The following is a 20,738-nucleotide window of genomic DNA, read 5'->3' as shown; positions in this document are numbered from 1 at the left end:
CCCATGAGCGATCGCACCGACGACGGCGTACCCCAGACAGGCAGCGGCTACCGCAAGGGCCCCGTCCTGCTGCGCGGCGAGCACATCCCTGCCACCACCACCGACCAGCGCCTCCTGGCCCCCGGTGACGGGACCGACTGGGTCCACTCCGACCCGTGGCGCGTCATGCGCATCCAGGCCGAGTTCGTCGAGGGGTTCGGTGCCCTGGCCGAGATCGGGCCCGCCGTGTCCGTCTTCGGCTCCGCCCGCACCCGCCCCGACCATCCCGACTACGCCCTCGGCGAGGAGGTCGGGCGGCGCCTCGTGGAGGCCGGCTACGCCGTCATGACCGGCGGCGGCCCCGGCATCATGGAGGCCGCGAACAAGGGCGCCCTGCAGGCGCAGGGGACGTCGGTCGGCCTCGGGATCGAGCTGCCCTTCGAGCAGGGCATGAACGAGTACGTCAACATCGGGGTGAACTTCCGGTACTTCTTCGCCCGCAAGACGATGTTCGTCAAGTACGCCCAGGGGTACGTGGTACTGCCCGGGGGCTTCGGCACGTTCGACGAGCTCTTCGAGGCCGTCACCCTCGTGCAGACCCACAAGGTCACCGGGTTCCCCGTGGTCCTCGTCGGGTCGGACTACTGGGGCGGCCTGCTCGAGTGGGTGCGGTCCGCCGTCGTCGACCGCGGCATGATCAACCAGGCCGACCTCGACCTCATCCACCTGACCGACTCGGCCGAGGACGCCGTGGAGCACGTCGTGGAGCGCGGCCGCGCGCTCGCCGCCGAGTTCCGGTCGTGATCCCCGCGGCCGGCGCGCCGCTGGTCCTGCGCGGCCGCGAGGTGGGGCGCGACGCCGACGGCGCCGTCCGGCCGGTCGTCATGGCGATCGTCAACCGCACCACGGACTCGTTCTACGCGCCGGCGCGGCTGGCCGACGACGGTCCGGCGCTCGCGGCCGCGCACCAGGCGTGGGCGGACGGCGCGGCCATCCTCGACGTGGGCGGCGTGCGTGCCGGCGTCGGGCCGGAGGTCACCGAGGCCGAGGAGATCGACCGGGTGATCCCGTTCGTGGCGCAGGTCCGCGCCGAGGTCCCCGACCTGCTGGTCAGCGTCGACACGTGGCGCTCCGGCGTGGCGCGGGCCGCCGTCGAGGCCGGGGCGGACCTCCTCAACGACACCTGGGCCGGTCACGACCCGCAGCTCGTCGAGGTCGCCGGCGCGGCCGGCGTCGGCGTCGTCTGCTCCCACACCGGCGGGGCGCAGCCGCGCACCGACCCGTACCGGGTCGCCTACCCGGCGCACGACGACGACGGCGACCGCCACCACGACAGCGACGGCGCGGACCCGCGCGACGCTCTCACCCTCGACGTGCTGACCACGCTGCGCACCGCCGCCGAGCGCGCCGTGGCGTGCGGGGTGCCGCCGTCCTCCGTGCTGGTCGACCCCACCCACGACTTCGGCAAGAACACCTGGCACTCCGTCCACCTGCTGCGCCGCACCCAGGAGCTCGCCGCCCTCGGCCACCCCGTGCTCATGGCGCTGAGCCGCAAGGACTTCGTCGGCGAGGTGCTCGACGTCCCGCCCGACGCCCGGCTCGCCGGCACGCTGGCCGCGACGGCGCTCGCGGCGTGGCACGGGGCTCGGGTGTTCCGGGCGCACGACGTCGTGGCGACGCGGCACGCCCTGGAGATGGTCGCCGCCGTGCGCGACGAGGCGCCCCCGCGCGCGGCCGTGCGCGGGCTGGTGTGACCGGATCGTCGCTGGTCGACGGTAGAATGGTGCCGCACGCCTCTTCCCGGGTGGCCGTGTCGGCAGCGCGGACCCGCCGCCGAGGCGGCGGCAGGGTGCTGGCGGGCGAGGGAACCGGACAACGGAATGGAGAGCCACACATGGCTGCGATGAAGCCGCGGACGGGCGACGGACCGCTCGAGGTCACCAAGGAGGGACGCGGCATCGTCATGCGGGTCCCCCTGGAGGGTGGTGGCCGCCTGGTGGTCGAGCTGAACGCCACCGAGGCAGGCGAGCTGGGCGAGGCCCTCCAGGCCGTCGTCGGCTGAGCACCGCCGACAGACCCCGCACGAACCACGGGCACGGAGCGTCACGACGCTCCGTGCCCGTCGTGCTGTCAGCGACGCACGGCCAGCAGCAGGCCTCCGCCCAGCGGCACCATCGCGGGCACCAGCCGGTCGTCGTCGCGGAGCGCGGCGAGCGCCCGTCGGGCGTCGTGGGTGGCGTCGTCCCGCGCGGTCGCGTCGGTCACCCGACCGCCCAGGAGCGCGTCGGTGAGGGCCAGCACGCCGCCCGGTCGCAGCAGTCTCACGGCCGCGTCCAGGCAGGTCCCGAGCTCGTGGGGCTCGGTGCTCACCAGCACCAGGTCGTAGGCGCCGTCGGCCAGGCGGGGCAGGACCTGCGAGGCCGTCCGCGCGATCATGCGGGTGCGCGGCGCGGGCACGCCCTCCTCCGCGAAGGCCGCCTTCGCGGCGCGCTGGTGGGCGGCGTCGGGGTCGATCGTGGTGAGCACGCCGTCCGGTGCCATCCCGCGCAGCAGCCACAGGGAGGCGACGCCGCTGCCGGTGCCGATCTCGACCACGGCCCTGGCCTGGACCGCGGCGGCGGTGACGCGCAGCAGGGCACCGGTCGCGGGGGTGACGGCGGGTGCGCCGAGCTCGGCCCCACGATCGCGGGCACGGAGCAGCGTCTCGTCCTCGGTGAGGAACGTCTCGCTGAAGGCCCACGCGGCACCCTGGTCCTCGTGGGCGTCCGCCTCGGTCGTGATGCTGCCTCCTCGATCGCTGCGCTGATGCTACGTGGGAACCTCTCAGGTTGCTCGCACGTTCGCATGGGACGATGGCCACGATGACCAACAGCACCGACGTCGAACCCGAGACGACCGGTTGGGTCCCCCCGACGTGGGACCAGATCGTGCGCGAGCACTCCGCGCGCGTGTTCCGCCTCGCCTACCGGCTGACCGGCGACCGCCAGGACGCCGAGGACCTCACCCAGGAGACGTTCCTGCGCGTGTTCCGCTCGCTGTCGAGCTACACGCCGGGCACGTTCGAGGGCTGGCTGCACCGCATCACCACGAACCTGTTCCTGGACCAGGTGCGCCGCAAGAAGCGCATCCGCTTCGAGGCGATGGGGGAGGACGCCGCACGGGTCGAGTCCGGTGACGAGCGCACGCGGCCGGAGCGCGGGTTCGAGCACGCCAACCTCGACCACGACATCCAGTCCGCGCTCGACGCGCTGCGTCCGGAGTACCGGGCCGCGGTGGTGCTCTGCGACATCGAGGGTCTCAGCTACGAGGAGATCGCCGTGACCCTCGGCATCAAGATCGGCACCGTGCGCTCCCGCATCCACCGGGCCCGGGCGCAGCTGCGCGACGCCCTCGAGCACCGCCGGACGGAGCCGCGGGCGTGAGCGCGCACCTCGGGGACCTCGTGAGCGCGCTGGCCGACGGCCAGCTCCGCCCGCAGGAGACCGAGCGTGCGCTCGCCCACGTCGCCGCCTGCGACCTGTGCGCCGGCGAGCTGGCCGCGGCGCGCGCGTCCCGCCGCCGGTTGTCGGGTGCCTGCGAGGTGCTCCCGACGCCGGAGCTCACCGAACGGCTGCTGGCGCTGTCGGCGTCGATCCCCTCCACCGAGGGCGACCCGCTGCGGGCCCCGGACCGGGACACGGCGTGGGCGGCGCCCGAGGCCTGGCGCACCACGTTGACCGGCGACGTCGCGGGGGAGGCCCGCCGCCGTCGTCGCCGCCGGGCGCTGCTGGCCGGGGCCGGCGGCGTCGGGGTGCTGGGCTGTGCGCTCTTCGTCCTCGGCCAGGCACCGACGGTCACGCCCGACCCGTCCCGCGCCGCGGCGCTGACGACGCTCGCCGGGAGCGGTGCCGTCGGTGTGCAGGAGGTCTCCACGATGCAGGAGGACGGGCTGACCGAGGCGGGCTACGTGGTCCCGGAGGGGCTGCCGGCGTCCTACGAGGTGTCGGCGGTGCGCCACGACGGCGACGTGGTCGAGCTCGAGCTGACCGGCCCGGACGGCACGGTCATGGTGCGCGAGCAGCCGGGCCGCCTCGACACGTCGACCGCGACCACGACGTTCGACGGCGCGCCGGGCCACCGCGTCGTCGTGCTGTCCCGCGACCCCTGGCACATCGCCTGGCAGGCGGGCGACCTGGTCGTCGAGGTCACGACCGACGCGCCGCGCGACGTCCTGGAGCCCGTGGTCGCGGCGCTGCCCGCGCGTGACTACGATGCCGGGGTCCTGCCTCGTCTCACACGGGGCTGGTCGACCATGACAGGAGCGATCTTCCTTCCATGACCTCTTCCGACCCCTCGGACCTCTTCGCGCGGCCGGAGCCCGAGCCGCGGCCGACGACGCCGGAACCAGCGCCAGGGCCTCCCGCACCCGGACCTGCTGGCCCTGGACCGGCGGCGACCGGACCGGCCCCGGCGTCCGCCGCACCGCAGCCCGCCCCGGCGTCCGTCGTGCCCGCGGGGCAGTCGTCCGGGCACGCGGCGTCCGGGCGGCCGTCGTCGTGGGACGCGCGCCCGACGGCCCAGTACCCGACCCACCTGGTGCACCCGACGCCGTCGACGTCCGACACCGCCCCACAGGGCGCCGCCCGCCGTCCGCGCGCCCGCCTCGGCGCCGGCCGGACGGTGGCTGTCGCGCTGCTCGCCCTCGCCCTCGGGTTCGTCGGCGGGCTCGTGGGGTTCAACGTGGCCGACGGCGAGGACGACGCGCGGCTGGCCGACGCGGACCTGCCGGTCGCCGTGGACGACACCGACGGCGGCGCCGACTCCAGGCCCGCGGGGTCGGTCGCGGCGATCGCGGCGGACGTGCTGCCGTCCGTGGTCTCCCTGGAGATCTACGGCGACGACGGAACGGGCTCCTCCGGGTCGGGGTTCGTGCTGCGCGAGGACGGGTACGTCCTGACGAACAACCACGTCGTGGCCGGTGCCGTGGGCGGCGGGGAGATCGTCGTGGTGCTCGCCGACGGCAGCCAGCACGACGGCGAGATCGTCGGCCGCACCACGGACTACGACCTCGCCGTGGTGAAGATCGACACCGACGGCCTCGAGCCGCTCGTGCTCGGCGACTCCGACGACGTCGTCGTCGGCGACGCGGTGCTGGCGGTCGGTGCACCCCTGGGCCTCGACGCCACCGTCACGTCCGGCATCGTCAGCGCGCTGCACCGCCCGGTGCAGGCCGGCGACCAGGCGACGACGGCGTTCATCGACGCCATCCAGACCGACGCGGCCATCAACCCCGGCAACTCGGGCGGTCCGCTGGTGAACGCCGACGGGGAGGTCGTCGGGATCAACTCGGCGATCGCCCAGCCGCCCGGCTCGATGCAGGCGACCGGCAGCATCGGCCTCGGGTTCGCGATCCCGGCGAACCAGGCGCGGACCACCGCCGAGCAGCTCATCGAGACGGGCACCGCCACCTACCCGGTGATCGGGGTCCTGCTGGACGGCAGCTACACCGGGGAGGGCGTCAAGGTCTCCGAGGAGCCGCAGGACGGCGTCCCGGCCGTGACACCGGACGGGCCCGCCGACCTGGCGGGCGTGCGGCCGGGCGACGTGATCCTCGAGATCGACGGGCGACCGGTGTCGCGCAGCGACGAGCTGATCGTCGCGATCCGTGCCCTGCAGCCCGGCGACGCCGTCACGCTGCGGATCCGGACGGGCGAGGACGAGCGTGACGTGCGGGTCGTGCTGCAGGAGAGTGCGAGCGAATGACCCGGCGCTACCCGACCGACCCGACCCAGGGCTAGGCTGTCGCGCGTGCTGGGGATCAACGGGGCCGAGCTGGTCGTCATCATCGTCCTGGCGCTCGTGCTGATCGGGCCGGAAAAGCTGCCGCAGTACGCGGCGCAGCTGGGCTCGCTCGTGCGGCAGGGCAAGGTGCTCCTGCAGGACGCCAAGGGGCGCGTGGACGAGGAGTTCGGCGACGAGCTGCGCGACGTCGACTGGCAGCGGCTCGACCCCCGCCAGTACGACCCGCGCAGGATCGTCAAGGAGGCGCTCCTCGACGACGACCCGGCCCCGCGGGCACGCACCGGAGGTCGCGGTCCGGGCACGACGGCACGGGCCTCCGCGACGGCCGCTCCGGCGGCCCCCGCCACCACGACGGACCTGCCGGCGCCCTACGACGACGAGGCGACATGACCTGCACGGACCGGACAAACCTCGCATTGACGGCTCGGGCCGTCGACCTGCCAGAATGAGGGTCATGTCCGACGTCGTCAATGCACCGGGCACGCCGTCCGCGCCGCGCCCCCGCATCCTCTCCGGGATGCAGCCCACCGATTCGTCCCTCCACCTCGGGAACTACCTGGGTGCCCTGACCCAGTGGGTCGCCCTGCAGGACGAGCACGAGGCCCTGTACTGCGTCGTCGACCTCCACGCGCTGACCGTCAACCCCGACCCGGTCGCGCTGCGCGAGCGCACCCGCGCCACCGCCGCCCAGTACCTCGCCGGCGGTGTGGACCCCGCCCGCTCGGCCCTGTTCGTGCAGTCCCACGTGCCGGAGCACACCGAGGTCGCCTGGCTGCTGAGCTGCCAGACCGGGTTCGGCGAGGCGAGCCGCATGACGCAGTTCAAGGACAAGTCCGCCAAGCAGGGCACCGAGGGCACCACGGTCGGGCTGTTCACCTACCCGGTCCTCATGGCCGCCGACATCCTCGTGTACGACGCCGCGCTCGTCCCGGTGGGCGAGGACCAGCGCCAGCACCTGGAGCTGACCCGCGACCTCGCCGAGCGTCTCAACGCCCGCTTCGGCGCCGGGACCGCCGTCGTGCCGGACGCCCACATCGTCTCCGCCACGGCGAAGATCCAGGACCTGCAGAACCCCACCGCGAAGATGTCGAAGTCCAACGCGGGGGGCAAGGGGGTCATCTGGCTGCTGGAGGACCCGAAGAAGGCCGCCAAGGCGGTGAAGTCGGCCGTGACCGACGCCGACGAGTCCTACGCGGTGTTCTTCGACCGTGAGAAGAAGCCGGGGATCTCCAACCTCCTGACGATCTTCTCCGCCGTGACCGGCCGCGGGATCGACGAGATCGCCGCCGAGTACGACGGCCGCGGCTACGGCTACCTCAAGGTGGATCTCGCGGACGCGGTGGTCGCCTTCCTCGAACCCTTCCAGGAACGGGCCAACACGTACCTGTCCGACCCCGCCCAGCTCGACAAGGTGCTCGACGACGGAGCGGCGCGGGCGCGGGACATCGCCGGGGGCGTGCGCGACCGGCTGTTCGACCGCTTCGGGCTGCTCCCGAGGGGCGTCCGGTGAACCTGCCTCCGCGGGGTCCCGACCAGGCGCGTATCGGCATCGCGATCGCGGTGCCGGAGCCCTACGCGCGCCGTCTGCAGGACGCTCGCGCCGCCGTCGGCGACCCGCTCGCCGAGGCGATCCCGCCGCACATCACCGTGGTGGGGCCCACCGTCGTCGACGACTCGGTGCTCCCGGCGGTGGCGGAGCACCTGGAGAAGGTCGCCGGCGAGCTCGCCCCGTTCCGCGTCCACCTGCGCGGCACGGCGACGTTCCGGCCGATCTCCCCGGTCGTGTTCGTGTCCCTCGTGGAGGGGATCGGCGAGTGCGAGCTCCTCGAGGAGCTCGCACGCTCCGGGGTGCTCGCCCAGGAGCTGCGTTTCAACTACCACCCGCACGTGACCGTCGCCCACGACGTGCCGGATCCGGCCCTCGACCACGCCTTCGACACGATGAGCGACTTCGAGGCCGTCTTCGAGGTGGACGCCTTCTGGATGTACGAGCACGGCGACGACGGCGTGTGGCGCCAGGAGCGTTCGTTCGAGCTTCGCGGCGCCTAGCAGCACCGAAGCCCATCGGCTCCGAGGCCCAGCAGTCCCGGTGCCCATCGGCTCCGTGGCCGCCGGGAAGCAGGCCCGAGCACGTGCTGAGCGGCCCGCAGCCCGGGAGGCTCCCGGCGCGCGCCGCTGCCGCAGCGCACCCGCCCGGTTAGGGTCGTGGCGTGCCGGGACGGATCGAACAGCTGCGGGCCACCGCCATGCGCGTGGTGGAGTGGGCGAAGGACCTCCGCGAGGTGCGCGCCGTGCAGTGGTACCTGGCCCGCCGTGGCGCCCAGCTCTGCGGCGGCATCGCCTACTCGGCCCTGTTCTCCCTCGGTGCGGCGCTGACCATCGGGTTCTCCGTCTTCTCCTCGGCCCTGTCGCGACGCCCCGACCTGCAGACGGCGATCTACGACCAGATCGACACCTGGCTCCCGGGCCTCCTCGACAACGGCGACGGCAGCGGCGGCGTCGTGGCCGTGTCGGATCTCGACGTCGACACCGCGTGGAACCTCACCACGGCGGTGGCGGCGGTGGTCTTCCTGTGGACGGCGATCAGCTTCATGGGTGCGTTGCGGCACTCGGTGCGCTTCATGTTCGACGCGCCCGTGGTGGGTGTGAACCCCGTGCTGAACAAGGTGTGGCAGCTGGTGGGGTTCGCCATCCTCGGTGCCATGCTCGTCGTGTCGGCCGTCGCCAGCGTCGTCTCGCAGACGGTCGCCGGCCAGGTCGAGGCGTGGTTCGGCGACACGCGCGCGCTCGGGGTGCTGGTGGCCGCGGGGACGTTCTGCGTCGCCGTCGTCCTCGACGCCCTGCTGGTCTACCTGATCATCCGCGTCGTGGCCCGCGTGCACCCGCGTCGGCGCCGCGACCTCCTGATCGGCTGCCTCGCCACCGGACTGGTGACCGGAGGGTTGCGCTGGGCCGGGACGGCCGTCGTCACGGCGAGCGCGTCGCGCAGTGCGCTGCTGGCCCCGTTCGTGACGATCGTGGCGGTGCTGGTGCTGGTCAACTTCGTCGCCCGGGTGCTGCTGCTGCTCTGCGCCTGGATGTACGACCCGCCGCGTCTCGACGAGATCGCCCGTGCGGAGGCGGAGCTGGCGCAGATGCGCCGGGAGGAGGAGGTCGACCGGCTCGTCCACCAGGGGCGGGGTTCTGGCCGGCCGTACAGTCCCGTCGTCCGGGGCGTCCGGCGCGGGCTCTACGCCTTCTGAGCCTGCCGGCCGGCGGCGCCCCGCCGCCGGTCCGTACGTGCTGGCTCGCGGGGCCCTCGCCCACCCGGACGTGCTCCCTGGCGGTCTCGTCGGACGACGAGAGCCCGGCCGGCAGAGCGGCGCACGATCGTCCTCCACGACGTGGAGCGCCCCTGGGGCGCGTGGACGGGATCGTGCGCCGGTCCTGTCGACCGGGCTCTCACCGGATCAGAAGGCGCGGGTGATCATCGCCCGCTTGACCTCCTGGATGGCCTTGGTGACCTCGATGCCGCGCGGGCAGGCCTCGGTGCAGTTGAAGGTCGTGCGGCAGCGCCACACGCCCTCCTTGTCGTTGAGGATCTCCAGGCGCTGGGTGGCGCCCTCGTCGCGCGAGTCGAAGATGAAGCGGTGGGCGTTGACGATGGCGGCCGGGCCGAAGTACTGGCCGTCGGTCCAGAACACCGGGCACGACGACGTGCACGCGGCGCACAGGATGCACTTGGTGGTGTCGTCGAACCGGTCGCGGTCGGCCTGCGACTGGATGTTCTCGCGGCTCGGCTCGTTGCCGGTGGTGATGAGGAACGGCATGATCTCGCGGTAGGACGCGAAGAACGGCTCCATGTCGACCACGAGGTCCTTGACCACGGGCAGGCCCTTGATCGGTTCCACGGTGATCGGCTTGTCCGGGTTGACGTCCTTCAGGAGCGTCTTGCAGGCGAGCCGGTTGCGGCCGTTGATGCGCATCGCGTCCGAGCCGCACACGCCGTGCGCGCACGAGCGGCGGAACGTCAGCGAGCCGTCGATCTCCCACTTGATCTTGTGCAGGGCGTCGAGGATGCGGTCGGTGCCGTGCGCGGTGACCGTGTGCTCCTCCCAGGTGGGCTCGTCCGAGACCTCCGGGTTGAAGCGACGGATCCGCAGGGTCACCTCGAAGGTCGGGATCTCGCCGACCTTGGACTCCGGACCGGTGGTGTTCGCGGTGCTTTCCACAACAGCAGTCATCAGTACTTCCGCTCCATCGGCTCGTAGCGCGTCTGGGTGACGGGCTTGGAACCCAGGACGACCTTGTAGTCGTCGAAGGTCTCGACGTGGTCGAAGTAGCCCTCGACGTGACCGTCGGCGACGTCCGGGGCGGACGTCGGACGGCGGTACGCCATCGTGTGCAGCATGTAGTTGGTGTCGTCCCGGTCCGGGAAGTCCTCGCGGTAGTGACCGCCGCGGGACTCCTTGCGGTTCAGCGCGGCGACGACCGTCACCTCGGCGATGTCCAGCAGGAAGCCGAGCTCGATGGCCTCGAGCAGGTCCGTGTTGAACAGCTTGCCCTTGTCCTGCACGGAGACGTTGCGGTACCGCTCCTGCAGCTCGCGGACGTCCGCGAGGGCCTGGTTGAGCGACTCGCTGGTGCGGAACACCTGGGCGTTGGCGTCCATCGTGTCCTGCAGCGCCTTGCGCACGTCGGCGACGCGTTCGCCGTCGGGACGGTCGCGCATCTCGGAGAGCTGGGCCTCGACGCGGACGGTCGGGTTCTCCGGCAGCTCCTTGTGCCTGTCGACCGTCTTGGCGTAGGCGGCGGCCGACCGGCCGGAGCGCTTGCCGAAGACGTTGATGTCGAGCAGCGAGTTGGTGCCCAGGCGGTTGGAGCCGTGCACCGACACGCACGCGACCTCACCGGCCGCGTACAGGCCCTTGACGACGTTGTGCCCGTCGCGCAGCACCTCGCCGGCGATGTTCGTCGGCACGCCACCCATGGCGTAGTGCGCCGTGGGGAACACGGGCACGGGCTCGGTGTAGGGCTCGATGCCGAGGTAGGTGCGGGCGAACTCGGTGATGTCCGGGAGCTTGGCGTCGATGTGCGCCGGCTCCAGGTGGGTCAGGTCGAGCAGCACGTAGTCCTTGTTGGGGCCGGCCCCGCGGCCCTCGCGCACCTCGTTGGCCATCGACCGGGCGACGATGTCGCGCGGTGCGAGGTCCTTGATGGTGGGGGCGTAGCGCTCCATGAAGCGCTCGCCGTCGGCGTTGCGCAGGATGCCGCCCTCACCGCGGGCCGCCTCGGAGAGCAGGATGCCCAGCCCGGCCAGACCCGTGGGGTGGAACTGGAAGAACTCCATGTCCTCCAGCGGCAGGCCGCGGCGGTAGGCGAGCGCCATGCCGTCACCGGTCAGGGTGTGCGCGTTGGACGTCGTCTTGAAGATCTTGCCCGCACCGCCGGTGGCGAAGATGATCGCCTTGGCCTGGAACACGTGGATCTCACCGCTGGCGAGGTCGTACGCCACCACGCCGGTCGCGTTGACCTCGGCGCCGTCCTCGATGTCCTCGGTGGTGAGGTCGTGGTCGGTCAGCAGGTCGAGCACGTAGAACTCGTTGAAGAACTCCACGTCCTGCTTGACGCAGTTCTGGTAGAGCGTCTGCAGGATCATGTGCCCGGTGCGGTCCGCGGCGTAGCAGGCGCGGCGGACCGCGGCCTCACCGTGGTTGCGGGTGTGACCGCCGAAGCGGCGCTGGTCGATGCGCCCCTCGGGGGTGCGGTTGAAGGGCAGTCCCATGCGCTCCAGGTCGAGCACGGCGTCGATGGCCTCCTTGGCCATGATCTCCGCGGCGTCCTGGTCGACGAGGTAGTCGCCGCCCTTGATGGTGTCGAAGGTGTGCCACTCCCAGTTGTCCTCCTCGACGTTCGCCAGCGCGGCGCACATGCCGCCCTGGGCGGCGCCGGTGTGGGAACGGGTGGGGTACAGCTTGGAGATGACGGCGGTACGGACGTCCTTGGACGCCTCGAGCGCCGCTCGCATGCCGGCGCCGCCTGCGCCGACGATGACGACGTCGTACTGGTGGGTCTGCATCGGGGTCGATGCCTCCTGCGTGGGGATCAGCGGGCTGGGGGAGGTGCGCGCGGCTCAGGCCGTGCAGAACGAGGCGAGCAGCTCGGCCGGAGCGTCGGGCGGGCACGGGTCGAACGTGAAGATCACGAGCGTGCCGAGCACCACGGTGATGACGAACGCCAGGTAGAGCAGACCCTTGAGCACGCCGCGCGTGAGGTCCTTCTCGGCGTAGTCGTTGATGATCGTGCGCACACCGTTGGTGCCGTGGATCATCGCCAGCCAGAGCATGAGGAGGTCCCAGACCTGCCACAGCGGGTCGGCCCACTTGCCGGCGACGAAGCCGAAGTCGATGGCGTGCACGCCGTCGCCCACCATGAGGTTCATCCACAGGTGGCCGAAGATCAGCACGACGAGCACCACGCCGGAGGCCCGCATGAAGACCCAGGAGTACAGCTCGTAGTTGCCCCGGGTGGTCCGGCGTCGCGCGTAGGGCGAGCGCGGGGTGGGGATCGTGGTCTGCGTGCTCATCAGTGGCCACCTCCGAAGACGTTCATCAGGTGTCGGGGCAGGAAGCCCGCCATGGTGACCACGAAGAGGCCCATGACGACCCAGAGCATCACCCGGTGGTAGCGGGGGCCCTTCGCCCAGAAGTCGACGAGCGCGATCCGGATGCCGTTGAAGGCATGGAACACGATGGCGGCCACGAGGCCCGCCTCGCCGAGACCCATGATCGGCGTCTGGTACGTGCCGATGACGGCGTTGTAGGCCTCGGGGGAGACCCGCACCAGTGACGTGTCGAGCACGTGCACGAGCAGGAAGAAGAAGATGGACACGCCGGTCACGCGGTGCGCGACCCAGGACCACATGCCTTCTCGGCCGCGGTAGAGCGTGCCAGCGGGAGCAGTCGGCACGGGGGAGCCTCCATTGGCGGGAATTCGGTTCGTTGACTGACGTCACTGTAGTGACACCTTGTTGCGTTCCGGTCACAAGGGTGGAGGAGAACTGCGGGTTTGTGGTCATTCTGTGATTGATCGCACAGGCGTCACGTCGTTCGGGCCACGAGCGTCACTATGCTGCTTGACATGCCTTCTGCCATCCCGGGTTTTCGAGCCGTCATCCCTGCGGGCGGGGCCGGCACACGGCTGTGGCCCGTGTCGCGCGCCGGCGCGCCCAAGTTCCTGCACGACCTGACGGGGTCGGGCCGAACCCTCCTGCAGGGTACGGCGGACCGTCTGGCCCCGCTGGTCGGCGACGAGGGCCTCGTGGTGGTCACCGGTGAGCGGCACGTCGACGCGGTGCGCGCGCAGGTCCCCGCGCTGGGTGCCGACCAGGTCCTGGCCGAGCCGTCCCCGCGCGACTCGATGGCGGCGATCGGGCTGGCGGCGGCGGTGCTCGCCGAGCGGCACGGCGAGGTGGTGCTCGGGTCGTTCGCCGCGGACCAGGTCGTCACGGGCCAGGCGGAGTTCGAGCGGTCCGTGCGCGAGGCGGTCGAGGCGGCCCGCGCCGGCTACGTGGCGACGATCGGGATCGCCGCCTCGCGGCCGTCGGTGGCGTTCGGCTACGTGCACGGCGGGGCGCCGCTCGGCGTGGAGGGTTCGCCCAGCGCCGTCCACGTCACGGGCTTCACGGAGAAGCCCGACGCCGCCACGGCGCGGGAGTACCTGTCCTCGGGCGAGTACCGCTGGAACGCCGGCATCTTCGTCGTGAGCACCACGGTGCTCCTGGACCACCTCGCCCAGCAGCGCCCGGCCCTGCACGACGGCCTGCGCCGGATCGCGGCGGCCTGGGACACCCCGGACCGCGACGAGGTCGTCGCGGACACCTGGCCGTCCCTGGAGCGGATCGCGATCGACCACGCGGTCGCCGAGCCGGTCGCGTCCACCGGGGGCGTCGCGATGGTCCCCGGCTCCTTCGGATGGGACGACGTCGGCGACTTCAACTCCCTGGCGGCCCTGCTCCCCGCCGACGACGACGCGGGTTCCAAGGTGCTGGGCGAGAGCGCCGACGTGGTGCGCGTCCAGAGCGCCGGGTCGGTCGTCGTGCCGGCGGGCGGCCGTGTCGTGACGCTGCTGGGCATCGACGACGTCGTCGTGGTGGACACCCCGGACGCCGTGCTGGTGACCACCCGCGCCCGGGCGCAGCAGGTGCGGCGCATGGTCGACGCGGTCCGTGACCACGGACGGGGGGACCTGCTGTGAGCCGCCGCGTGGACGACCTCGTCGCCGGCCTGGAGGCCGAGCTCGTCGCGTTCCGGCGCGACCTGCACGCCCACCCCGAGGTGTCGGGCCAGGAGTTCCGGACGACGACGGTGCTGGCGGACCGGTTGCGCCAGGCCGGCCTGCGCCCGCGCCTGCTCCAGGGCACGGGGCTGGTCTGCGACGTCGGCGACGGGGTCGGTGAGCGCGGCCGGATCGCGCTGCGCGCCGACATCGACGCGCTGCCGCTCGAGGACGCCTGCGGCTGCGAGTTCGCCTCGACGGTGCCCGGCGTCGCGCACGCGTGCGGGCACGACGTCCACACCGCCGTCGTCCTGGGCGCCGGGCTGACCCTCGCCCGGCTCGCCGCGGAGGGCACGCCGGTGGGGGCGCGGCTGATCTTCCAGCCGGCCGAGGAGTCGATGCCGGGCGGCGCCCACGAGGTCATCGCCCAGGGTGCGCTGGACGGGGTCGTCAAGATCGGTGCGGTGCACGCCGAGCCGAAGCTCGACGTCGGCCGGCTGGGGACGCGGATCGGCCCGATCACCTCGGCGTCCGACATGGTGACGGTGACGCTCTCCTCCGGTGGCGGGCACACGTCGCGCCCGCACCTGACCGGGGACGTCGTCTACGCCCTCGGGCAGGTCATCACCCAGGTGCCGGCCGTGCTCGGTCGCCGGCTGGACCCCCGGTCCGGCGTCAACCTCACGTGGGGCGCCGTGCACGCGGGCAACGCGCACAACGCCATCCCGGCCACCGGCATGGCCCGCGGCACCCTGCGCTGCCTGGACGTGCGGGCCTGGGAGAAGGCCGGGCAGGTGCTCCAGGACGCCGTCGAGCAGGTGGTCGCCCCGTACGACGTCGACGTGACCGTGCACCTCGTGCGCGGGGTGCCGCCGGTGGACAACGACGCGGACGTCACCCACGCCCTGGAGGTCGCCGGGACGGCGACCCTCGGGGACGGCGGCGTGGTGCTCACCGAGCAGTCGCTCGGCGGCGAAGACTTCGCCTGGTACCTGACCAAGGTGCCGGGGGCGATGGCGCGGCTCGGGACGGCGACGCCGGGCGAGGCGCGGTACGACCTGCACCAGGGCGAGCTGCGGGTGGACGAGCGTGCCATCGGCATCGGCGCGCGGGTGCTGGCACGGTTCGCGCTGGGCTGAGCCCCCGGTGTGACGCAGGTCATTCCGAGCGTGTTCCCGTTCTATAACGACTCGGCCACGTCTGCTGGTTCTGTGCAGTTACCAGCCAGGCCTGTGGCTAGTCTGTGCGTCTTAGATCGTGAGATGGGATCAGCCCGTCCTCACGCCCTCACTGCGACAGGAGCTACTGGTGAAGAGTGCGATCCGTTTCACCGCCCTCGCCGGCGTGGCCGCGCTGACCCTCGCGGCCTGCGGCACCGCCCCCGAAGAGACCGGCGGTACCGACGAGTCGGCCGCGCCGGAGTCCGACTTCTCGGCCTGCATCGTCTCCGACCAGGGAGGCTTCGACGACAAGAGCTTCAACCAGCTCAGCTACGAGGGGGCGAAGAAGGCCGCCGAGGAGCTCGGCGCCGGCTTCAACGAGGTCCAGTCGACCTCCGCGACGGACTTCGCCCCGAACCTCCAGTCGCTCGTGGACGAGTCCTGCGACACCATCGTCTCCGTCGGCTTCGCCCTGTCGGCCGACACGGTCGAGTCGGCGAACGCCAACCCCGAGACGCACTACGTCATCGTGGACGACGCCGCGGACAACGACTTCGACGGCGAGACGGACGCGCCGAACATCAAGCCGCTGCTCTACAACACGGCCGAGGCCGCGTTCCTCGCCGGCTACCTGTCGGCCGGGTACTCCGAGGCGGGCAAGGTCGGCACGTTCGGCGGCGCCCCCTACCCGACCGTGACGATCTTCATGGACGGCTTCAAGCAGGGCGTCGAGTACTACAACGAGGCCAACGACGCCGAGGTCGAGGTCATCGGCTACGAGGGCGGCGAGGAGGGCGCGTTCACCGGCGACTTCGTCGCGAACGAGACCGCCAAGACCACCGCGACGAACATCCTGGACCAGGGTGTCGACGTGATCCTGCCGGTCGGCGGGCCCATCTACCAGTCGGCCATCGCCGCCATCGAGGACTCCGGTCGCGACGTGGCGCTGATCGGCGTGGACGCGGACTTCTACGAGTCCGACCCGACCACGCAGCCGTACGTCCTCACCTCCATCCTCAAGGCGATGGACCTGTCCACCTACGAGGCCGTCATGGCCTCCGGCCAGGACAGCTTCGACCCGACGGCGTACGTCGGCACCCTCGAGAACGAGGGCGTGGGCATCGCCCCGCTGCACGACTTCGAGTCGAAGGTCGACCCGGCGCTGTGGGAGGAGACCATGGCGCTCAAGGACCAGATCGTCTCCGGCGAGGTCACGGTCACGTCCTACCTCGACCAGTGAGCGGACCAGTGAGCGGACCAGCGAGCTGCTGAGGTCACGACGCTGCGGGACACGGGGTGCCTCCCCGTGTCCCGCAGCGTCGTGCGGCCTAGGCTGACCACGAGGCAAGGCCCCGAACGGACCGCGAGGAAGGCGGACGCACGACGATGAGGCTCGAGCTGCGAGGGATCACCAAGCGCTTCGGTGCGCTGGTGGCCAACGACCACGTCGACCTGGTGGTCGAGCCGGGGGAGATCCACTGCCTCCTGGGGGAGAACGGCGCCGGCAAGTCGACGCTGATGAACGTCCTGTACGGCCTGTACGACGCCGACGAGGGCGAGATCCTCCTCGACGACCAGGTGCAGTCGTTCGACGGCCCCGGTGACGCGATGGCCGCCGGCATCGGCATGGTGCACCAGCACTTCATGCTCGTGCCCGTCTTCACCGTCGCCGAGAACGTCATGCTCGGTCACGAGACCACCTCCGGCCCCGGCGTGCTCGACCTCGGGTCGGCGCGCGACGCCGTCCGCGCCACCGCGGACCGGTTCGGGTTCCAGGTCGACCCCGACGCCGTCGTCGAGGACCTCCCCGTCGGCGTGCAGCAGCGTGTCGAGATCATCAAGGCCCTCAGCCGGGACGCCCAGGTGCTCGTCTTCGACGAGCCGACCGCCGTGCTCACCCCGCAGGAGACCGACGAGCTGATGGGGATCATGCGCCAGCTCCGCGACGACGGCGTGGCGATCGTCTTCATCACCCACAAGCTGCGCGAGGTGCGCGCGGTCGCGGACCGCATCACCGTCGTCCGGCACGGCAAGGTGGTGGGCGAGGCCGCACCGACGGCGTCCGACGCCGAGCTGGCCTCGCTCATGGTGGGCCGCGCCGTCGAGCTCACGGTGCACAAGGAGGCTCCCCGCCCCACGGACAACGAGCTCGCCGTGCGCGACCTGGTGGTCTCGCTGCCCGGCGGCCAGGTCGTGGTCGACGGCGTGAGCTTCACCGTCCACGGCGGCGAGGTGCTCGTCGTGGCGGGCGTGCAGGGCAACGGCCAGACGGAGCTCACCGAGGCGCTCCTCGGTCTGCACCCCGACGCGGCCGGCTCCATCCGGCTCGACGGGTCCGAGCTCGTCGGACGGACGGTGCGCCAGGTGCTGGACGCCGGGGTCGGGTTCGTCCCCGAGGACCGTTCCACGGACGGCCTGGTCGGCGAGTTCACGATCGCGGAGAACCTCGTCCTCGACCGGACCGACGGCCCGCCGTTCGTCCGGGCCGGCAGCCTCCAGCTCGGCGCCCGCGACGAGTTCGCCCGCGAGAAGGTCCGCGAGTACGACGTCCGCACCACGGGCATCGACCTGCCGGTCGGCCGGCTGTCGGGCGGCAACCAGCAGAAGGTCGTGCTCGCCCGCGAGCTGTCCCGGGACCTGCGGCTCTTCGTGGCCGCCCAGCCGACGCGCGGAGTCGACGTCGGGTCCATCGAGTTCATCCACAAGCAGATCGTGGCGACCCGTGACGCCGGCATCCCCGTCGTGGTCGTCTCGACAGAGCTGGACGAGGCCGTCGCCCTGGGCGACCGCATCATGGTCATGTACCGCGGACGGGTCGTCGGGATCGTCCCGGCGGACACCCCGCGCGACGTGCTGGGTCTCATGATGGCGGGCATCGCTCCCGAGTCGACCGAAGGAGAGGCCGCGTGAGCGCCACACCGCCGAAGGGCGAGGAGCCCGGCACCCAGAACACCCTCGACGCGGCGCTCGACCACGTCGACGGCACCGTGGAGCCCGGCCTCGCCGAGGAGCTCGAGCAGGAGCGGGCCCGCGAGGCCGCGCTCGAGGTCGAGGAGTCGGGGGACCGGTGGCGCGACGCGCTGCGCCGGGCCACCTCCGGCGGCTGGGCCGTCATTCTCGGTGCCGTGGTGCTGGCCGTGCTGGCCGGCTCGCTGATGATCATCGTCACCGACACCGCGGTGCAGCAGGCCGCCGGGTACTTCTTCCAGCGCCCCGGCGACACGTTCGCCGCGGTCGGGGAGGCGGTCGGAGGTGCCTACTCGGCGCTGTTCCAGGGCGCGGTCTACAACTTCCGGGCGGACACGTTCGCCGCGGGCATCCGCCCCCTGACGCAGACGCTGACGAACGCGACCCCCCTCATCGCCGCCGGGCTGGGAGTCGCGCTGGCGTTCAAGGCGGGTCTGTTCAACATCGGTGGCCAGGGGCAGATGCTCATGGCCGCCACCGCCGCCGGCTGGGTCGGGTTCGGGATCACCGGCCTGCCGTTCCCGCTGCACCTGCTCGTCGCGCTCGTGGCCGGGCTCCTCGCCGGCGCCCTGTGGGCCGGCATCGCGGGCCTGCTCAAGGCCCGCACCGGTGCGCACGAGGTCATCGTGACGATCATGCTCAACTACGTCGCGTTCTACCTGCTGTCGTACTTCCTGGCGACGCCCGGCCTCATGCAGGCACCGGGCTCGGCGAACCCCAAGACACCGCCCATGCAGGAGTCCGCGATCCTGCCGAAGCTGCTCGGCGACCGCTACCCGCTGCACTGGGGCTTCGTGCTGGCCCTGCTGGCCGTCGTCCTGGTGTGGTGGATCCTCAACCGGTCCGCCGTCGGGTTCTCCTACCGTGCGGTCGGCGAGAACCCCCGGGCGGCCCGCGTGGCCGGCATCGACGTCCCGCGGGCCACGGTCTCGGTCATGCTGGTCGCCGGTGCGCTCGTCGGCCTCGCCGGGGTCTCCCAGGTCCTCGGCACCTCCACCACCGGGTTCGGGGCGGACATCGACGCCGGCATCGGCTTCGACGCGATCACCGTCGCGCTGCTCGGTGGCTCCAACCCGATCGGCGTCCTCGGTGCCGGCATCCTGTTCGGCGCGTTCAAGGCCGGCGGTTCCGCGATGCAGGCCTCCGAGGGCATCCCGATCGAGATCGTGCTCGTCGTCCAGTCGCTCATCGTGCTGTTCATCGCCGCGCCGCCCCTGGTCCGTGCCGTGTTCCGACTCCCGCAGCCGGGCAGCCGGCCCACCACGAAGCGGCAGCGTGCCGCGCGCAAGGAGGTGTCGGCATGACCACCGCCGTCCAGAACGCTCCCGGCGCCACGCCGGAGACGACCCGCCACGTCAGCACCGTGAGCTGGAAGACGACCGTCGGGCTCGGCGTCGTCCTCGTCCTGTACTGCCTGCTGCTGGTCCTGGTGCACCACGAGGGCAGCTCGCGCTTCGCGCTGTCCACGCCGAGCGACTTCTTCCAGCTCCCGGTGTACGTGATCCCGGCGATGGCCACCGCCTGGGTGTGCGCCGCGGTCGGCGCGGTGATGCTGGTGATCTCCGTCGTGGCCACGCGCGGCGCTCGGCGCACCCCGCTGTGGGCGGTGTCGGTGTTCGCCGTCGCCCTGCTGTTCGGCTTCCTGGCGTGGGCGTCGGCCGGCAGTCCCCGCGACCTGTCGGTCGTCGGCCTGCTCGGTGGCGCGCTCGTGCTGTCCGTGCCCCTGGTCTACGGCGCCATGACCGGCGTCATCGGGGAGCGCGCCGGGGTCACCAACATCGCGATCGAGTCGAACCTCCTCGCCGGGGCCTTCACCGCGGCGATCGCCGGGTCGCTGACGAACAGCCCGTGGGTCGGCCTGCTGGCCGCGATGGTCGCCTCCGCGCTGGTCTCCCTGGTGCTCGCGGTCTTCGCGATCACCTACCGGGTGAACCAGATCATCGTCGGCGTGGTCCTCAACGTGCTGGTCATCGGTCTCACCAGCTTCTTCTACTCGCTGGTGCTGGTGCCGAACACCGAGGCGCTCAACGCCACGACCCGCTTCGAGCGGCTCCCGATCCCGCTCCTGGAGCGCATCCCGGTGATCGGCCCGGTGCTGTTCGACCAGACGATCATCGTCTACCTCATGTACGTCATGGTGCCCGCGGTGTGGTTCGCGCTGTTCCGCACCCGGTGGGGGCTGCGGGTACGAGCCGTGGGCGAGCACCCGCGCGCCGCGGACACCGTCGGTGTCGACGTGCTGCGCACGCGGTTCCGCGCGCTGCTCATCGCCGGTGCCGTCGGCGGCATGGGCGGGGCCTTCTACACGGTGGTCTCCATCAACCAGTTCAACAAGGAGATGACCGCCGGTGCCGGCTTCATCGCCCTGGCCGCGATGATCTTCGGCAAGTGGGACCCGATCCGGGCCGCGCTCGCCGGGCTGCTCTTCGGGTTCGCGACGAACCTGCAGAACGTGCTCGCCGTCGTGGGGTCGCCCGTGCCGAGCCAGTTCATGCTGATGCTGCCGTACGTGGTCACGCTGTTCGCCGTCGCCGGCCTGGTCGGACGGTCCCGCCCGCCGGCCGCGCTCGCCGTCGCCTACACCAAGGAGTAGGG

21 protein-coding genes are annotated in these 20,738 nt (G+C 72.0%); 16 read left to right on the top strand and 5 right to left on the bottom strand.

What is annotated here, in order from left to right; genetic code table 11:
* Positions 1 to 3 precede the first annotated feature (3 nt).
* The 3 genes from ACNHYB_RS06545 (at position 4) to ACNHYB_RS06535 (ending at position 2,041) form a co-directional block, all read left to right on the top strand.
* On the top strand, positions 4 to 783 hold the full coding sequence (locus ACNHYB_RS06545; RefSeq protein ID WP_418277606.1) for a TIGR00730 family Rossman fold protein: 780 nt from the start codon (positions 4 to 6) through the stop codon (positions 781 to 783).
* Positions 780 to 1,733 carry a dihydropteroate synthase gene (gene folP / locus ACNHYB_RS06540; RefSeq protein ID WP_418277605.1) on the top strand — a complete coding sequence of 318 codons (954 nt, stop codon included), beginning with the start codon at positions 780 to 782 and terminating at the stop codon, positions 1,731 to 1,733. The genes ACNHYB_RS06545 and folP overlap by 4 nt, the downstream gene beginning before the upstream one ends.
* Before the next feature lie 140 nt (positions 1,734 to 1,873).
* Positions 1,874 to 2,041 carry a DUF3117 domain-containing protein gene (locus ACNHYB_RS06535; protein ID WP_083972980.1) on the top strand — a complete coding sequence of 56 codons (168 nt, stop codon included), beginning with the start codon at positions 1,874 to 1,876 and terminating at the stop codon, positions 2,039 to 2,041.
* Between the two features lie 68 nt (positions 2,042 to 2,109).
* Here ACNHYB_RS06535 and ACNHYB_RS06530 read toward each other — a convergent pair whose 3' ends face one another.
* Positions 2,110 to 2,679: an O-methyltransferase gene (locus ACNHYB_RS06530; RefSeq protein ID WP_418278006.1), complete on the bottom strand. Its 570-nt coding sequence runs from the start codon at positions 2,677 to 2,679 to the stop codon at positions 2,110 to 2,112.
* Between the two features lie 161 nt (positions 2,680 to 2,840).
* Between ACNHYB_RS06530 and sigE the strand changes: the two genes are divergently transcribed.
* From sigE to ACNHYB_RS06495, 7 genes are all read left to right on the top strand, one after another.
* The gene (gene sigE, locus ACNHYB_RS06525; protein WP_418277604.1) at positions 2,841 to 3,401 is read left to right on the top strand and encodes an RNA polymerase sigma factor SigE; all 561 of its coding nucleotides are present in this window, start codon (positions 2,841 to 2,843) and stop codon (positions 3,399 to 3,401) included.
* A complete protein-coding gene (locus ACNHYB_RS06520) occupies positions 3,398 to 4,297 on the top strand; it encodes a zf-HC2 domain-containing protein (RefSeq protein WP_418277603.1) in 900 nt (299 codons plus the stop codon). Before sigE ends, ACNHYB_RS06520 begins: the two co-directional genes overlap by 4 nt.
* The gene (locus ACNHYB_RS06515) at positions 4,294 to 5,721 is read left to right on the top strand and encodes a S1C family serine protease (RefSeq protein ID WP_418277602.1); all 1,428 of its coding nucleotides are present in this window, start codon (positions 4,294 to 4,296) and stop codon (positions 5,719 to 5,721) included. The genes ACNHYB_RS06520 and ACNHYB_RS06515 overlap by 4 nt, the downstream gene beginning before the upstream one ends.
* Before the next feature lie 45 nt (positions 5,722 to 5,766).
* On the top strand, positions 5,767 to 6,150 hold the full coding sequence (locus tag ACNHYB_RS06510) for a twin-arginine translocase TatA/TatE family subunit (protein WP_418277601.1): 384 nt from the start codon (positions 5,767 to 5,769) through the stop codon (positions 6,148 to 6,150).
* Between the two features lie 64 nt (positions 6,151 to 6,214).
* Positions 6,215 to 7,270: a tryptophan--tRNA ligase gene (gene trpS, locus ACNHYB_RS06505; protein WP_418277600.1), complete on the top strand. Its 1,056-nt coding sequence runs from the start codon at positions 6,215 to 6,217 to the stop codon at positions 7,268 to 7,270.
* Positions 7,267 to 7,809 carry a 2'-5' RNA ligase family protein gene (locus ACNHYB_RS06500; RefSeq protein WP_418277599.1) on the top strand — a complete coding sequence of 181 codons (543 nt, stop codon included), beginning with the start codon at positions 7,267 to 7,269 and terminating at the stop codon, positions 7,807 to 7,809. Before trpS ends, ACNHYB_RS06500 begins: the two co-directional genes overlap by 4 nt.
* A gap of 161 nt (positions 7,810 to 7,970) precedes the next feature.
* Positions 7,971 to 9,002, top strand: coding sequence for a YihY/virulence factor BrkB family protein (locus ACNHYB_RS06495; RefSeq protein WP_418277598.1), 1,032 nt, complete (start codon positions 7,971 to 7,973; stop codon positions 9,000 to 9,002).
* Positions 9,003 to 9,209: 207 nt separating this feature from the next.
* On the opposite strand, the gene ACNHYB_RS06490 is transcribed toward ACNHYB_RS06495, so the two are convergent.
* Genes ACNHYB_RS06490 through sdhC form a run of 4 tightly spaced genes read right to left on the bottom strand, consistent with a single transcriptional unit; the run spans position 9,210 to position 12,708 of the window.
* The gene (locus ACNHYB_RS06490) at positions 9,210 to 9,983 is read right to left on the bottom strand and encodes a succinate dehydrogenase iron-sulfur subunit (protein ID WP_418277597.1); all 774 of its coding nucleotides are present in this window, start codon (positions 9,981 to 9,983) and stop codon (positions 9,210 to 9,212) included.
* On the bottom strand, positions 9,983 to 11,818 hold the full coding sequence (sdhA, locus tag ACNHYB_RS06485) for a succinate dehydrogenase flavoprotein subunit (protein ID WP_418277596.1): 1,836 nt from the start codon (positions 11,816 to 11,818) through the stop codon (positions 9,983 to 9,985). Before sdhA ends, ACNHYB_RS06490 begins: the two co-directional genes overlap by 1 nt.
* 54 nt (positions 11,819 to 11,872) lie before the next feature.
* Positions 11,873 to 12,325 carry a succinate dehydrogenase hydrophobic membrane anchor subunit gene (locus tag ACNHYB_RS06480; protein WP_418277595.1) on the bottom strand — a complete coding sequence of 151 codons (453 nt, stop codon included), beginning with the start codon at positions 12,323 to 12,325 and terminating at the stop codon, positions 11,873 to 11,875.
* Positions 12,325 to 12,708 carry a succinate dehydrogenase, cytochrome b556 subunit gene (gene sdhC / locus ACNHYB_RS06475; protein WP_418277594.1) on the bottom strand — a complete coding sequence of 128 codons (384 nt, stop codon included), beginning with the start codon at positions 12,706 to 12,708 and terminating at the stop codon, positions 12,325 to 12,327. The genes ACNHYB_RS06480 and sdhC overlap by 1 nt, the downstream gene beginning before the upstream one ends.
* Before the next feature lie 171 nt (positions 12,709 to 12,879).
* On the opposite strand from sdhC, the gene ACNHYB_RS06470 reads away from it, so the two are divergent.
* From ACNHYB_RS06470 to ACNHYB_RS06445, 6 genes are all read left to right on the top strand, one after another.
* A complete protein-coding gene (locus tag ACNHYB_RS06470; protein WP_418277593.1) occupies positions 12,880 to 13,995 on the top strand; it encodes a mannose-1-phosphate guanylyltransferase in 1,116 nt (371 codons plus the stop codon).
* Positions 13,992 to 15,155, top strand: a complete 1,164-nt coding sequence (locus ACNHYB_RS06465; RefSeq protein ID WP_418277592.1) for an amidohydrolase — start codon at positions 13,992 to 13,994, stop codon at positions 15,153 to 15,155. Before ACNHYB_RS06470 ends, ACNHYB_RS06465 begins: the two co-directional genes overlap by 4 nt.
* A 169-nt stretch (positions 15,156 to 15,324) precedes the next feature.
* Complete coding sequence (locus ACNHYB_RS06460; protein ID WP_418277591.1) at positions 15,325 to 16,416, top strand: BMP family lipoprotein; 1,092 nt, start codon at positions 15,325 to 15,327, stop codon at positions 16,414 to 16,416.
* Between the two features lie 146 nt (positions 16,417 to 16,562).
* Positions 16,563 to 18,086, top strand: coding sequence for an ABC transporter ATP-binding protein (locus ACNHYB_RS06455; RefSeq protein WP_418277590.1), 1,524 nt, complete (start codon positions 16,563 to 16,565; stop codon positions 18,084 to 18,086).
* Positions 18,083 to 19,447 (top strand): ABC transporter permease, encoded by a 1,365-nt coding sequence (locus ACNHYB_RS06450; protein WP_418277589.1) that lies wholly within the window; start codon positions 18,083 to 18,085, stop codon positions 19,445 to 19,447. Before ACNHYB_RS06455 ends, ACNHYB_RS06450 begins: the two co-directional genes overlap by 4 nt.
* On the top strand, positions 19,444 to 20,736 hold the full coding sequence (locus ACNHYB_RS06445) for an ABC transporter permease (protein WP_418277588.1): 1,293 nt from the start codon (positions 19,444 to 19,446) through the stop codon (positions 20,734 to 20,736). The genes ACNHYB_RS06450 and ACNHYB_RS06445 overlap by 4 nt, the downstream gene beginning before the upstream one ends.
* Positions 20,737 to 20,738 lie beyond the last annotated feature (2 nt).

The organism is Isoptericola jiangsuensis (assembly GCF_048320105.1).
Classification (GTDB): Bacteria; Actinomycetota; Actinomycetes; order Actinomycetales; family Cellulomonadaceae; genus Isoptericola; species Isoptericola jiangsuensis_A.
The sequence above is the reverse complement of the archived record's forward strand: the minus strand, read 5'-3'. Positions and strand labels throughout refer to the sequence as shown.